This is a genomic window from Leclercia adecarboxylata, assembly GCF_006171285.1.
In the GTDB taxonomy this organism is placed as follows: Bacteria; Pseudomonadota; Gammaproteobacteria; order Enterobacterales; family Enterobacteriaceae; genus Enterobacter; species Enterobacter barmai.
This window is the reverse complement of the sequence record NZ_CP040889.1, coordinates 1,895,451-1,909,134: the sequence shown is the minus strand read 5'-3', so window position 1 is coordinate 1,909,134 and position 13,684 is coordinate 1,895,451. Positions and strand designations below refer to the sequence as shown.

At 54.0% G+C, this 13,684-nt stretch carries 9 protein-coding genes, 3 tRNA genes and 3 rRNA genes; 13 read left to right on the top strand and 2 right to left on the bottom strand.

Annotated features, from left to right (window positions below; all coding sequences use genetic code 11):
• Positions 1 to 160 precede the first annotated feature (160 nt).
• The 6 genes from FHN83_RS10935 (at position 161) to FHN83_RS10910 (ending at position 5,409) form a co-directional block, all read left to right on the top strand.
• Positions 161 to 1,694, top strand: a 16S ribosomal RNA gene (locus FHN83_RS10935).
• A gap of 87 nt (positions 1,695 to 1,781) precedes the next feature.
• Positions 1,782 to 1,856: transfer RNA gene (locus tag FHN83_RS10930), tRNA-Glu, on the top strand.
• A gap of 209 nt (positions 1,857 to 2,065) precedes the next feature.
• Positions 2,066 to 4,970 (top strand): 23S ribosomal RNA (locus tag FHN83_RS10925).
• A gap of 65 nt (positions 4,971 to 5,035) precedes the next feature.
• Positions 5,036 to 5,151 (top strand): 5S ribosomal RNA (rrf, locus tag FHN83_RS10920).
• Together the 16S, 23S and 5S rRNA genes with 3 tRNA genes alongside form the textbook arrangement of a ribosomal RNA operon.
• A gap of 55 nt (positions 5,152 to 5,206) precedes the next feature.
• A tRNA-Asp gene (locus tag FHN83_RS10915) sits at positions 5,207 to 5,283 on the top strand.
• 50 nt (positions 5,284 to 5,333) lie between these two features.
• Positions 5,334 to 5,409 (top strand) — tRNA-Trp (locus FHN83_RS10910).
• A gap of 100 nt (positions 5,410 to 5,509) precedes the next feature.
• Here FHN83_RS10910 and hdfR read toward each other — a convergent pair.
• Positions 5,510 to 6,331 carry an HTH-type transcriptional regulator HdfR gene (gene hdfR / locus FHN83_RS10905; RefSeq protein ID WP_039031247.1) on the bottom strand — a complete coding sequence of 274 codons (822 nt, stop codon included), beginning with the start codon at positions 6,329 to 6,331 and terminating at the stop codon, positions 5,510 to 5,512.
• Between the two features lie 118 nt (positions 6,332 to 6,449).
• Between hdfR and FHN83_RS10900 the strand changes: the two genes are divergently transcribed.
• Positions 6,450 to 6,788, top strand: coding sequence for a DUF413 domain-containing protein (locus tag FHN83_RS10900; protein WP_039031246.1), 339 nt, complete (start codon positions 6,450 to 6,452; stop codon positions 6,786 to 6,788).
• 25 nt (positions 6,789 to 6,813) lie between these two features.
• Here FHN83_RS10900 and FHN83_RS10895 read toward each other — a convergent pair whose 3' ends face one another.
• Entirely contained in the window at positions 6,814 to 8,334 is a 1,521-nt protein-coding gene (locus tag FHN83_RS10895; protein ID WP_138370988.1) for a YifB family Mg chelatase-like AAA ATPase, read from the bottom strand.
• A 342-nt stretch (positions 8,335 to 8,676) separates the two neighbouring features.
• Between FHN83_RS10895 and ilvL the strand changes: the two genes are divergently transcribed.
• The 6 genes from ilvL to ilvD all read left to right on the top strand — a co-directional run bounded on the left by ilvL (position 8,677) and on the right by ilvD (position 13,684).
• Entirely contained in the window at positions 8,677 to 8,775 is a 99-nt protein-coding gene (gene ilvL / locus FHN83_RS10890) for an ilv operon leader peptide (protein WP_023620831.1), read from the top strand.
• A gap of 86 nt (positions 8,776 to 8,861) precedes the next feature.
• Entirely contained in the window at positions 8,862 to 8,912 is a 51-nt protein-coding gene (ilvX, locus tag FHN83_RS28970; RefSeq protein WP_205735748.1) for a peptide IlvX, read from the top strand.
• Between the two features lie 2 nt (positions 8,913 to 8,914).
• The gene (ilvG, locus tag FHN83_RS10885) at positions 8,915 to 10,561 is read left to right on the top strand and encodes an acetolactate synthase 2 catalytic subunit (RefSeq protein ID WP_039031244.1); all 1,647 of its coding nucleotides are present in this window, start codon (positions 8,915 to 8,917) and stop codon (positions 10,559 to 10,561) included.
• Complete coding sequence (ilvM, locus tag FHN83_RS10880; RefSeq protein ID WP_039031243.1) at positions 10,558 to 10,827, top strand: acetolactate synthase 2 small subunit; 270 nt, start codon at positions 10,558 to 10,560, stop codon at positions 10,825 to 10,827. Before ilvG ends, ilvM begins: the two co-directional genes overlap by 4 nt.
• Positions 10,828 to 10,843: 16 nt before the next feature.
• Positions 10,844 to 11,773, top strand: coding sequence for a branched-chain-amino-acid transaminase (gene ilvE, locus FHN83_RS10875; protein ID WP_039031242.1), 930 nt, complete (start codon positions 10,844 to 10,846; stop codon positions 11,771 to 11,773).
• A gap of 60 nt (positions 11,774 to 11,833) precedes the next feature.
• Positions 11,834 to 13,684, top strand: coding sequence for a dihydroxy-acid dehydratase (ilvD, locus tag FHN83_RS10870; protein WP_039031241.1), 1,851 nt, complete (start codon positions 11,834 to 11,836; stop codon positions 13,682 to 13,684).

Sequence of the window (13,684 nt, the reverse complement as noted above, 5' to 3'; positions counted from 1 at the left end):
GAAAGCCGCGTTGCACTGCTCTTTAACAATTTATCAGACAATCTGTGTGGGCACTCAAAGTGACATGGATTCTTAATGTCGCAAGACAATAAATGAATACCAAGTCTCTGAGTGAACATACGTAATTCATTACGAAGTTTAATTCACGAGCATCAAACTTAAATTGAAGAGTTTGATCATGGCTCAGATTGAACGCTGGCGGCAGGCCTAACACATGCAAGTCGAACGGTAGCACAGAAGAGCTTGCTCTTCGGGTGACGAGTGGCGGACGGGTGAGTAATGTCTGGGAAACTGCCTGATGGAGGGGGATAACTACTGGAAACGGTAGCTAATACCGCATAACGTCGCAAGACCAAAGAGGGGGACCTTCGGGCCTCTTGCCATCAGATGTGCCCAGATGGGATTAGCTAGTAGGTGGGGTAACGGCTCACCTAGGCGACGATCCCTAGCTGGTCTGAGAGGATGACCAGCCACACTGGAACTGAGACACGGTCCAGACTCCTACGGGAGGCAGCAGTGGGGAATATTGCACAATGGGCGCAAGCCTGATGCAGCCATGCCGCGTGTATGAAGAAGGCCTTCGGGTTGTAAAGTACTTTCAGCGAGGAGGAAGGTGTTGAGGTTAATAACCTCAGCAATTGACGTTACTCGCAGAAGAAGCACCGGCTAACTCCGTGCCAGCAGCCGCGGTAATACGGAGGGTGCAAGCGTTAATCGGAATTACTGGGCGTAAAGCGCACGCAGGCGGTCTGTCAAGTCGGATGTGAAATCCCCGGGCTCAACCGGGAACTGCATTCGAAACTGGCAGGCTAGAGTCTTGTAGAGGGGGTAGAATTCGTGTAGCGGTGAAATGCGTAGAGATCTGGAGGAATACCGGTGGCGAAGGCGGCCCCCGGACAAAGACTGACGCTCAGGTGCGAAAGCGTGGGGAGCAAACAGGATTAGATACCCGGTAGTCCACGCCGTAAACGATGTCGACTTGGAGGTTGTGCCCTTGAGGCGTGGCTTCCGGAGCTAACGCGTTAAGTCGACCGCACGGGAGTACGGCCGCAAGGTTAAAACTCAAATGAATTGACGGGGGCCCGCACAAGCGGTGGAGCATGTGGTTTAATTCGATGCAACGCGAAGAACCTTACCTACTCTTGACATCCAGAGAACTTTCCAGAGATGGATTGGTGCCTTCGGGAACTCTGAGACAGGTGCTGCATGGCTGTCGTCAGCTCGTGTTGTGAAATGTTGGGTTAAGTCCCGCAACGAGCGCAACCCTTATCCTTTGTTGCCAGCGGTTAGGCCGGGAACTCAAAGGAGACTGCCAGTGATAAACTGGAGGAAGGTGGGGATGACGTCAAGTCATCATGGCCCTTACGAGTAGGGCTACACACGTGCTACAATGGCGCATACAAAGAGAAGCGACCTCGCGAGAGCAAGCGGACCTCATAAAGTGCGTCGTAGTCCGGATTGGAGTCTGCAACTCGACTCCATGAAGTCGGAATCGCTAGTAATCGTAGATCAGAATGCTACGGTGAATACGTTCCCGGGCCTTGTACACACCGCCCGTCACACCATGGGAGTGGGTTGCAAAAGAAGTAGGTAGCTTAACCTTCGGGAGGGCGCTTACCACTTTGTGATTCATGACTGGGGTGAAGTCGTAACAAGGTAACCGTAGGGGAACCTGCGGTTGGATCACCTCCTTACCTTAAAGAACCTGCCTTTGTAGTGCTCACACAGATTGTCTGATGAAAAGTAACGAGCAAGACGGCTGCGAAGTCGTGACACATCGTGTCCCCTTCGTCTAGCGGTTAGGACTCCGCCCTTTCACGGCGGCAACAGGGGTTCGAATCCCCTAGGGGACGCCACTTGCTGGGTGTGAGTGAAAGGCACAACCAATCAGTATCTCAAAACTGACTTCAGAGTCACGTTTGAGATATTTGCTCTTTAAAAATCTGGATCAAGCTGAAAATTGAAACGACACACTGTGTCTGTTCTCCGTAACAGGAACAGATGGAAAGTGTGTTCGAGTCTCTCAAATTTTCACAACGCGAAGTGAAACAGCTTCGGGTTGTGAGGTTAAGCGACTAAGCGTACACGGTGGATGCCCTGGCAGTCAGAGGCGATGAAGGACGTGCTAATCTGCGAAAAGCGCCGGCGAGGTGATATGAACCTTTGACCCGGCGATGTCCGAATGGGGAAACCCAGTGTGTTCCGACACACTATCGTTAACTGAATACATAGGTTAACGAGGCGAACCGGGGGAACTGAAACATCTAAGTACCCCGAGGAAAAGAAATCAACCGAGATTCCCCCAGTAGCGGCGAGCGAACGGGGAGCAGCCCGGAGTCTGAATCAGCTTGTGTGTTAGTGGAACGGTCTGGAAAGTCCGACGGTACAGGGTGATAGTCCCGTACATGAAAGCACACTTGCTGTGAACTCGAAGAGTAGGGCGGGACACGTGGTATCCTGTCTGAATATGGGGGGACCATCCTCCAAGGCTAAATACTCCTGACTGACCGATAGTGAACCAGTACCGTGAGGGAAAGGCGAAAAGAACCCCGGCGAGGGAGTGAAAAAGAACCTGAAACCGTGTACGTACAAGCAGTGGGAGCACCCTTGTGGTGTGACTGCGTACCTTTTGTATAATGGGTCAGCGACTTATATTCTGTAGCAAGGTTAACCGTATAGGGGAGCCGAAGGGAAACCGAGTCTTAACTGGGCGTTAAGTTGCAGGGTATAGACCCGAAACCCGGTGATCTAGCCATGGGCAGGTTGAAGGTTGGGTAACACTAACTGGAGGACCGAACCGACTAATGTTGAAAAATTAGCGGATGACTTGTGGCTGGGGGTGAAAGGCCAATCAAACCGGGAGATAGCTGGTTCTCCCCGAAAGCTATTTAGGTAGCGCCTCGTGAACTCATCTCCGGGGGGTAGAGCACTGTTTCGGCTAGGGGGCCATCCCGGCTTACCAACCCGATGCAAACTGCGAATACCGGAGAATGTTATCACGGGAGACACACGGCGGGTGCTAACGTCCGTCGTGAAGAGGGAAACAACCCAGACCGCCAGCTAAGGTCCCAAAGTCATGGTTAAGTGGGAAACGATGTGGGAAGGCACAGACAGCCAGGATGTTGGCTTAGAAGCAGCCATCATTTAAAGAAAGCGTAATAGCTCACTGGTCGAGTCGGCCTGCGCGGAAGATGTAACGGGGCTAAACCATGCACCGAAGCTGCGGCAGCGACACTATGTGTTGTTGGGTAGGGGAGCGTTCTGTAAGCCGTTGAAGGTGTGCTGTGAGGCATGCTGGAGGTATCAGAAGTGCGAATGCTGACATAAGTAACGATAAAGCGGGTGAAAAGCCCGCTCGCCGGAAGACCAAGGGTTCCTGTCCAACGTTAATCGGGGCAGGGTGAGTCGACCCCTAAGGCGAGGCCGAAAGGCGTAGTCGATGGGAAACAGGTTAATATTCCTGTACTCGGTGTTACTGCGAAGGGGGGACGGAGAAGGCTATGTTGGCCGGGCGACGGTTGTCCCGGTTTAAGCATGTAGGCGGAGGTTCCAGGTAAATCCGGTACCTTGTTAACGCTGAGGTGTGATGACGAGGCACTACGGTGCTGAAGCAACAAATGCTCTGCTTCCAGGAAAAGCCTCTAAGCATCAGGTAACATCAAATCGTACCCCAAACCGACACAGGTGGTCAGGTAGAGAATACCAAGGCGCTTGAGAGAACTCGGGTGAAGGAACTAGGCAAAATGGTGCCGTAACTTCGGGAGAAGGCACGCTGATATGTAGGTGAAGCCCCTGCGGGTGGAGCTGAAATCAGTCGAAGATACCAGCTGGCTGCAACTGTTTATTAAAAACACAGCACTGTGCAAACACGAAAGTGGACGTATACGGTGTGACGCCTGCCCGGTGCCGGAAGGTTAATTGATGGGGTTATCCGTAAGGAGAAGCTCTTGATCGAAGCCCCGGTAAACGGCGGCCGTAACTATAACGGTCCTAAGGTAGCGAAATTCCTTGTCGGGTAAGTTCCGACCTGCACGAATGGCGTAATGATGGCCAGGCTGTCTCCACCCGAGACTCAGTGAAATTGAAATCGCTGTGAAGATGCAGTGTACCCGCGGCAAGACGGAAAGACCCCGTGAACCTTTACTATAGCTTGACACTGAACACTGGTCCTTGATGTGTAGGATAGGTGGGAGGCTTTGAAGCGTGGACGCCAGTCTGCGTGGAGCCATCCTTGAAATACCACCCTTTAATGGCTGGTGTTCTAACGTGGACCCGTAATCCGGGTTGCGGACAGTGTCTGGTGGGTAGTTTGACTGGGGCGGTCTCCTCCTAAAGAGTAACGGAGGAGCACGAAGGTTAGCTAATCCTGGTCGGACATCAGGAGGTTAGTGCAATGGCATAAGCTAGCTTGACTGCGAGAGTGACGGCTCGAGCAGGTGCGAAAGCAGGTCATAGTGATCCGGTGGTTCTGTATGGAAGGGCCATCGCTCAACGGATAAAAGGTACTCCGGGGATAACAGGCTGATACCGCCCAAGAGTTCATATCGACGGCGGTGTTTGGCACCTCGATGTCGGCTCATCACATCCTGGGGCTGAAGTAGGTCCCAAGGGTATGGCTGTTCGCCATTTAAAGTGGTACGCGAGCTGGGTTTAGAACGTCGTGAGACAGTTCGGTCCCTATCTGCCGTGGGCGCTGGAGAATTGAGGGGGGCTGCTCCTAGTACGAGAGGACCGGAGTGGACGCATCACTGGTGTTCGGGTTGTCATGCCAATGGCACTGCCCGGTAGCTAAATGCGGAAGAGATAAGTGCTGAAAGCATCTAAGCACGAAACTTGCCCCGAGATGAGTTCTCCCTGACCCTTCAAGGGTCCTGAAGGAACGTTGAAGACGACGACGTTGATAGGCCGGGTGTGTAAGCGCAGCGATGCGTTGAGCTAACCGGTACTAATGAACCGTGAGGCTTAACCTTACAACGCCGAAGCTGTTTCGGTGGGATTTGAGACGATTTTCAGCTGATACAGATTACAGAATTTGCCTGGCGGCTGTAGCGCGGTGGTCCCACCTGACCCCATGCCGAACTCAGAAGTGAAACGCCGTAGCGCCGATGGTAGTGTGGGGCCTCCCCATGCGAGAGTAGGGAACTGCCAGGCATCAAATTACGCAGTGAACCGGGGCAATAAACCGGTGGTTGTAGAAGTATTCGGTGGAGCGGTAGTTCAGTCGGTTAGAATACCTGCCTGTCACGCAGGGGGTCGCGGGTTCGAGTCCCGTCCGTTCCGCCACTTATTTAAACTAAGCCTGCTACATTAGCAGGCTTAGTAGTAAGAAATTTAGGGGCGTAGCTCAGTTGGTAGAGCACCGGTCTCCAAAACCGGGTGTCGCGAGTTCGAGTCTCTCCGCCCCTGCCATATAAAGGATCCTTTGCTTCGGCGAAGGATTTTTTTTTGCCTGCAATAAATCCCACTTTCTCCTCTCTAAGCCTTAATTGCGTCCCTGCAACCGGCTCAATTACTCCATCACACTGATTTTTAGCAGATCTTTGATTTGCACTTGCTTGTCACTGTTCTGAAGCCAGATGGCATAAAGCGGTCTCTGAAGCAGGGCTGAATCTGTCACCGTATACAAACCCTGTTTATTACTTGCCCAGCATTGCGGCAACCAAGTGCAACCTTTGAGTGCTGCGAGTTGTTGGCATGCTATTTCTGCAGAACTGGTAGTCAGCACCGGCACATCATCAGTCGCAATCAGACCTGCCTCGTGCGGCTGGAAATCGGGACCCCATTCAAGGCGCAGATAATTCAGATCGCTTTTGATAGCTGAGGGTTCAGCCGCATACAGCCCAAGGCTAAATTGCCCGAGGACCTGGCTACTGAATTCATCCATCTTCGGTGCTTCTGTCGTGATCAGCAGATCCAGTTGTCTTTCATGCAGCTGCTTAACCAGCGACTGCCGTTGCGCAATACGCGCCTCAAACTGTAAGTGGCCATAAGAGCGATACAATCGACTAAGCCATGGGCTGAGCATGCACTCCCATAGCGAGGCGCTGGCTCCGATAGAAAACTCATTATGCTTTGAGGTATGGGCAACCTCTTTGCGCGCGGCTTGCCAGGTGTTCATCAGCGTTTCTGCATAGGGCAGAAGTTTCTCTCCCGCTGGCGTTAAGCGTATGTTGTTGCGATGACGGGTAAAAAGGTTCACGCCGAGCTGATTTTCAAGCTGTCGAATACGAAAGCTCACTGCCGATTGCGTCAGATAAAGCGCTTCTGCGGCGCGCCCAAAGTGGCGAGTTCTGCTCACTTCGAGGAAAGTTTTTAGCAATTCCGTATCCACGGCTTTCTCCGCAAAATTATTTGTCGTAATGATTTAAATCTTTTGTTGGACGCTCTGTCAAGCGTAACTAATACTCCGCGCCATAAATAGCTCGGCCAAAGATATAGGAGCGTGTAGGATGGCGGAAAGCTTTACGACGACTAATCGTTTTTTCGACAATAAAAATTATCCACGCGGATTTTCTCGCCACGGTGATTTCACCATCAAAGAAGCACAACTGCTTGAGCGCCACGGTTATGCCTTCAATGAACTGGATTTGGGGAAACGTGAACCCTCCACTGAAGACGAAAAATCTTTTGTTGCCGTCTGCCGTGGTGAACGTGAGCCGGTAACGGAAGCGGAGCGCGTATGGATCAAGTATATGGCGCGTATTAAGCGTCCAAAGCGTTTCCATACTCTGTCTGGTGGTAAGCCACAGATGGAAGGTGCAGAAGACTACACCGATTCAGACGATTAAAAAGAAGGGGCTACGGCCCCTTTTTTTATGTCAGCATCTTCTGCAGATGCAACAGCAGACGGTCAATAGCCCGATAGCTCAGGGCCTCCTGCAGGTGCCTGCGTTCAATCTTCTCACACTCTTCAAGATCGGCAATCGTACGCGCAACCTTTAATAACCGCTGCCAGGCACGCACGGACAGGCCGAAGCGGGTCAGTGTCTCCTCCAGCCACAGCGCGTCATCTGCGGTTAGCTGGCAAAAGGTGCGGATCTCCGCGTTATCCAGATGTGCATTGCGTTTATTCTGTCGCGCCAGCTGTCTTTCCTGCGCAGCGATCACTCTGTTTCGTACGGTGAGGCTGGATTCTCCCGTTTTATGCGCCTGACTTAATAAGCCTGGCGGCGGGAGAGGGATCTCAAGCGATAAATCAAAACGATCGAGGAACGGGCCCGATAAGCGCCCAAGATAGCGAAGCGTCTGTTCGGGCGTGCAGCGATTATGATTGCCCTGATAGTGCCCTGTCGGACTGGGATTCATGGCGGCGATAAGCTGGAAGCGCGCCGGGTAGCTGATCTTGGCGCGCGTACGGGAGATATTGATTTGACCGGATTCGATGGGCTCGCGTAAAGCATCCAGCACGCGGCGTTCAAACTCGGGGAGCTCATCCAGAAAGAGGATACCATTATGCGCCAGCGAGATTTCTCCCGGGCCGGGGATAGCGCCTCCGCCCACCATCGCCACCAGCGAGGCGCTATGATGCGGTGCGCGAAAGGGGCGCTGGCGCCACTGCTTATACATGGATGTGGCGCTAACCAGACTCACGATCGCAGCGCTCTCCAGCGCCTCATGGTTGCTGAGCGGCGGAAGCAGGGTGTTAAGCCGGCTCGCGAGCATGGTCTTGCCGGTGCCGGGTGGACCAATAAGCAGCAGGTTATGCGCACCGGCAGCGGTGATCTCCAGCGCCCTTTTACCCTGTTCCTGACCGATGATATCGCTGATGTCACAATCGTTATGCTCTGCAACGAAAGGCTCACCAGCGGGCGCTGCCAGCTCATGACGCCCTTCCAGAAAGGCACAAACCTCCTGCAGATGTTCTGCCACCAGACAGCCTTTTTCTTCGATAAGGCTAACTTCGGCAGCATTATCTCTGGCAACTATAATCTCTCTACCAGCGCGTATAGCCGCCAGAGCACCAGATATCGCGCCAGGAACCCCTCTTAATGCTCCTGTAAGCGCCAGTTCCCCCACAAACTCATATGCACTTATCCTCGAGGAGGAGAGTTGCTCAGAGGCTGCGAGAAGCGCAATGGCGATAGGTAAGTCGTATCTTCCCCCTTCCTTGGGGAGATCGGCAGGTGCCAGATTAATAGTGATCTTTTTGGCCGGAAAGGTGTAGCCGCTATTGATGATCGCGCTGCGTACCCGGTCTCTGGCTTCCTTGACGGTGGTTTCGGGCAAGCCGACCAGCGTTAAGCCAGGCAGGCCATTACTGAGATGAACTTCAACGGAAATAAGCGGCGCTTTTACGCCTAACGCAGCGCGGGTATAGACAACCGACAATGACATATATGGCCTCCTTGATGAGTCACTATGTCATTTGTGTATCGCAATTTTTATCGGCAAATCGTGTTTTTACGCGGTATGTTCCTGAAAACTCACCTCAGATTGCAATATTTTCATTGTCATGGAATTCGGCTCGCAAAAGGTGATAAGGATGCCTTCTGACCGTTGCTGCGCATGAAAAAAATGAAAATAATTCATTTTCTATTTTTATCATAAAAAACAATGATTTTTATCTAAACTATTAGCCTCATAATAAAATCATTTATAAAAAAATGTTGTGTTTCATTCAGTATCTGTGATAACTCTTTAGGTATTCCTTCGAACAAGATGCAAAAAGAACAGCAAATGACAGCCCTTCTACTAGTGATTAGCCTGGTCGTGATTAGCGTGGTGGTAATTATTATCCCACCGTGCGGGGCTGCACTTGGACGAGGAAAGGCTTAATAATCAAGCCTTAACGAACTAAGACCCCCGCACCGAAAGGTCCGGGGGTTTTTTTATGACCTTAAAACATAAGCGAGGAGCAGACGATGAGTAGTAGCATAAAATTCTGTTTCTCCCGATTTACGACGGGGAACTAACTATGAATGGCGCACAGTGGGTAGTACATGCGTTGCGAGCGCAGGGAGTCGAGACAGTATTCGGTTACCCGGGTGGCGCAATTATGCCGATTTACGATGCTCTGTATGACGGCGGCGTGGAACATCTGTTGTGCCGACACGAGCAGGGTGCGGCGATGGCGGCCATTGGCTATGCGCGTGCTACGGGTAAAACGGGCGTCTGTATGGCGACCTCTGGCCCGGGCGCAACCAATCTGATCACCGGTCTGGCTGATGCACTGCTTGATTCTGTTCCCGTTGTAGCCATCACCGGTCAGGTGGCTTCTCCCTTCATCGGCACCGATGCTTTTCAGGAAGTGGACGTTCTCGGTTTGTCACTGGCGTGTACTAAACACAGCTTCCTCGTCCAGTCGCTGGAAGAGTTGCCCCGCGTAATGGCAGAGGCATTTGAGGTGGCAAACTCAGGCCGTCCTGGCCCGGTTCTGGTTGATATTCCAAAAGATATTCAGGTGGCGCTGGGTGAACTGGAGCCTCACTTCTCCACCGTTGAAGACGCAGATGACTTCCCACATGCCGAAGTACAAGAGGCATATCAGATGCTGGCCCATGCGCAAAAGCCCATTCTGTATGTTGGCGGCGGCGTGGGGATGGCGCAGGCCGTTCCGGCCCTGCGTGAATTTATCGCAGTAACCCAAATGCCTGCGACCTGCACGCTGAAAGGGCTGGGCGCAGTGGATGCCGATTACCCGTACTATCTGGGCATGCTGGGAATGCACGGCACCAAAGCCGCTAACCTCGCGGTGCAGGAGTGTGATCTGCTGATCGCTGTGGGCGCACGCTTCGACGATCGCGTTACCGGCAAGCTGAACACCTTCGCGCCGAATGCCAAAGTTATCCATATGGATATCGACCCGGCAGAAATGAACAAACTCCGTCAGGCGCACGTGGCTCTGCAGGGCGATCTCAATGCGCTGCTGCCTGCGTTACAGCAGCCATTAACTATCGACGCCTGGCGCCAGCATGCGGCAGAGATGCGCCGCGAACATGCCTGGCGCTACGACCATCCGGGCGACGCCATCTATGCGCCGTTGCTGCTGAAGCAGCTGTCAGATCGTAAACCTGCTGACAGCGTAGTAACCACCGATGTGGGCCAACACCAGATGTGGTCAGCCCAGCACATGACCTACACGCGTCCGGAAAACTTCATCACTTCCAGTGGCTTAGGCACGATGGGCTTTGGTCTGCCTGCCGCCGTTGGGGCACAGGTAGCGCGCCCGGACGATACGGTCATCTGTATCTCCGGTGACGGCTCTTTCATGATGAACGTGCAGGAGCTCGGCACCATCAAGCGTAAGCAGTTGCCGGTGAAGATCGTGCTGCTGGACAACCAACGTTTGGGCATGGTTCGCCAGTGGCAACAGCTCTTTTTCCAGGAGCGTTACAGCGAAACCACCCTGACCGATAACCCCGATTTCCTCGTTCTGGCCAGCGCCTTCGGCATTCCTGGCCAGCACATCACCCGTAAAGACCAGGTTGAAGCGGCACTTGATGAAATGCTGTCAAGCAAGGGGCCTTACCTGCTTCATGTCTCAATCGACGAGCTTGAGAATGTCTGGCCGTTGGTGCCGCCCGGCGCCAGTAACTCACAAATGCTGGAGAAATTATCATGATGCAACATCAGGTCGCCGTGCAGGCTCGCTTCAACCCGGAAACGTTAGAACGTGTATTGCGCGTGGTGCGCCATCGTGGGTTCCAGATCTGTTCAATGAACATGGAAACCGCCACCGATGCACAGAACATAAATATTGAATTGACCGTTGCCAGCCAGCGCCCCGTCGACTTACTGTTTAGCCAGTTGAGCAAACTTGTCGACGTCGCTCGGGTTGATATCCAGCAGCGTGCCGCTTCATCACAAACACAACAAATCCGCGCCTGAGCGCAAAGGAAGAAAAATGACGACGAAAAAAGCTGACTTCATTTGGTCCAATGGTGAGATGATTCGCTGGGAGGACGCTAAAGTCCACGTGATGTCCCACGCGCTTCACTACGGTACTTCTGTCTTTGAAGGTATCCGTTGCTACGACTCACACAAAGGCCCGGTGGTGTTCCGTCATCGTGAACACATGCAGCGTCTGCGTGATTCAGCCAAAATTTATCGTTTCCCGGTTTCTCAGAGCGTCGACGAGCTGATGGAAGCCTGTCGCGCGGTACTGCGCAAAAACAACCTGACCAGCGCCTATATTCGCCCGCTGGTGTTCGTGGGTGATGTGGGCATGGGCGTGAACCCGCCAGCCGGTTACACCACCGATGTGATCATCGCCGCGTTCCCGTGGGGGGCATACCTGGGCGCAGAAGCGCTGGAACAGGGGATCGACGCAATGGTCTCCTCCTGGAACCGTGTGGCGCCAAACACCATCCCAACCGCAGCCAAAGCGGGCGGTAACTACCTTTCCTCCCTGCTGGTTGGCAGCGAAGCACGTCGCCATGGCTATCAGGAAGGTATCGCCCTGGATGTGAACGGCTATATCTCTGAAGGTGCGGGTGAAAACCTGTTCGAAGTGAAAGACGGCATCCTGTTTACCCCACCGTTCACCTCTTCCGCCCTGCCGGGTATCACCCGTGACGCCATCATCAAGCTGGCGCAGGATCTGGGCATTGAAGTTCGTGAGCAGGTGCTGTCCCGTGAATCTCTGTATCTGGCCGATGAAGTATTCATGTCCGGCACGGCAGCTGAGATCACCCCGGTACGCAGCGTTGACGGTATCCAGGTAGGCGAAGGCCGCCGTGGTCCGGTCACCAAACGTATCCAGGAAGCTTTCTTTGGCCTCTTTACCGGTGAAACCGAAGATAAATGGGGTTGGTTGGATCAGGTTAATCCATAAGCATAAATATGGGACGGCACGCACCGTCCCATTTACCAGATAGACGGGAGTAAATAACGCATGCCTAAGTACCGTTCCGCCACCACCACTCACGGCCGTAATATGGCGGGTGCCCGCGCATTGTGGCGCGCCACCGGAATGACCGACGCCGATTTCGGGAAACCGATTATTGCCGTGGTCAACTCTTTTACCCAGTTTGTGCCGGGCCACGTGCACCTGCGCGATCTCGGGAAGCTGGTTGCCGAGCAGATTGAAGCCTCCGGCGGCGTGGCGAAAGAGTTCAACACCATCGCCGTGGATGACGGGATCGCGATGGGGCACGGGGGCATGCTTTATTCACTGCCGTCGCGCGAGCTGATTGCCGACTCGGTGGAATACATGGTCAACGCCCACTGCGCCGATGCCATGGTCTGTATCTCCAACTGCGACAAAATCACCCCGGGGATGCTGATGGCCTCCCTGCGCCTGAACATTCCGGTGATCTTCGTTTCCGGCGGCCCAATGGAAGCAGGTAAAACCAAGCTCTCCGACAAAATCATCAAGCTCGACCTGGTCGATGCGATGATTCAGGGCGCTGACCCGAAAGTTTCCGACGAGCAGAGCGATCAGGTTGAGCGTTCAGCCTGCCCGACCTGCGGTTCCTGCTCCGGTATGTTCACCGCCAACTCGATGAACTGCCTGACCGAAGCGCTGGGCCTGTCTCAGCCGGGCAACGGCTCGCTGCTGGCGACCCACGCCGATCGTAAACAGCTGTTCCTCAACGCCGGTAAACGCATCGTTGAGCTGACCAAGCGCTACTACGAGCAGGACGACGCCAGCGCGCTGCCGCGCAATATTGCCAGCAAAGCGGCATTTGAGAACGCCATGACCCTGGATATCGCCATGGGCGGTTCCACTAACACCGTTCTGCACCTGCTGGCTGCCGCTCAGGAAGCGGAAATCGACTTCACCATGAGTGATATCGACAAGCTCTCCCGCAAAGTGCCGCAGCTGTGTAAGGTTGCGCCGAGCACGCAGAAATACCATATGGAAGACGTTCACCGCGCCGGTGGCGTGCTGGGGATCCTCGGCGAGCTGGATCGCGCCGGACTGATGAACCGTGACGTGAAAAACGTGCTGGGCCTGACGCTGCCGCAGTCGTTGGATCAGTACGACGTGATGCTGACCAAAGACGAAGCCGTGAAAAAAATGTTCCGCGCGGGTCCTGCCGGCATCCGTACCACCCAGGCGTTCTCGCAGGATTGTCGCTGGGATACCCTGGATGACGATCGCGCTGAAGGCTGTATCCGCTCGCTGGAAAATGCCTACAGCAAAGACGGCGGCCTGGCGGTTCTGTATGGCAACTTCGCGGAAAATGGCTGTATCGTTAAAACCGCAGGCGTGGATGACAGCATCCTGAAATTTACCGGCCCGGCAAAAGTCTATGAAAGCCAGGACGACGCGGTAGAAGCGATCCTCGGCGGCAAAGTGGTTGAGGGCGACGTCGTGGTGATCCGCTACGAAGGGCCGAAAGGCGGGCCAGGCATGCAGGAGATGCTCTACCCGACCACCTTCCTGAAATCGATGGGTCTGGGTAAAGCCTGCGCGCTGATCACCGACGGTCGTTTCTCAGGCGGCACATCCGGTCTCTCTATCGGCCACGTTTCGCCGGAAGCGGCAAGCGGCGGCAACATTGCCATCATCGAAGACGGCGACCTGATCGAAATCGACATTCCGAATCGCGGTATTCAGCTGAAGCTGAGCGACCAGGAAATTGCAGCCCGCCGCGAAGCACAGGAAGCGCGTGGGGATAAAGCCTGGACGCCGAAAGATCGTCAGCGTGAAGTCTCCTTCGCCCTGCGCGCTTACGCTACCCTCGCCACCAGTGCAGATAAAGGCGCAGTGCGCGATAAATCTAAACTTGGGGGCTAA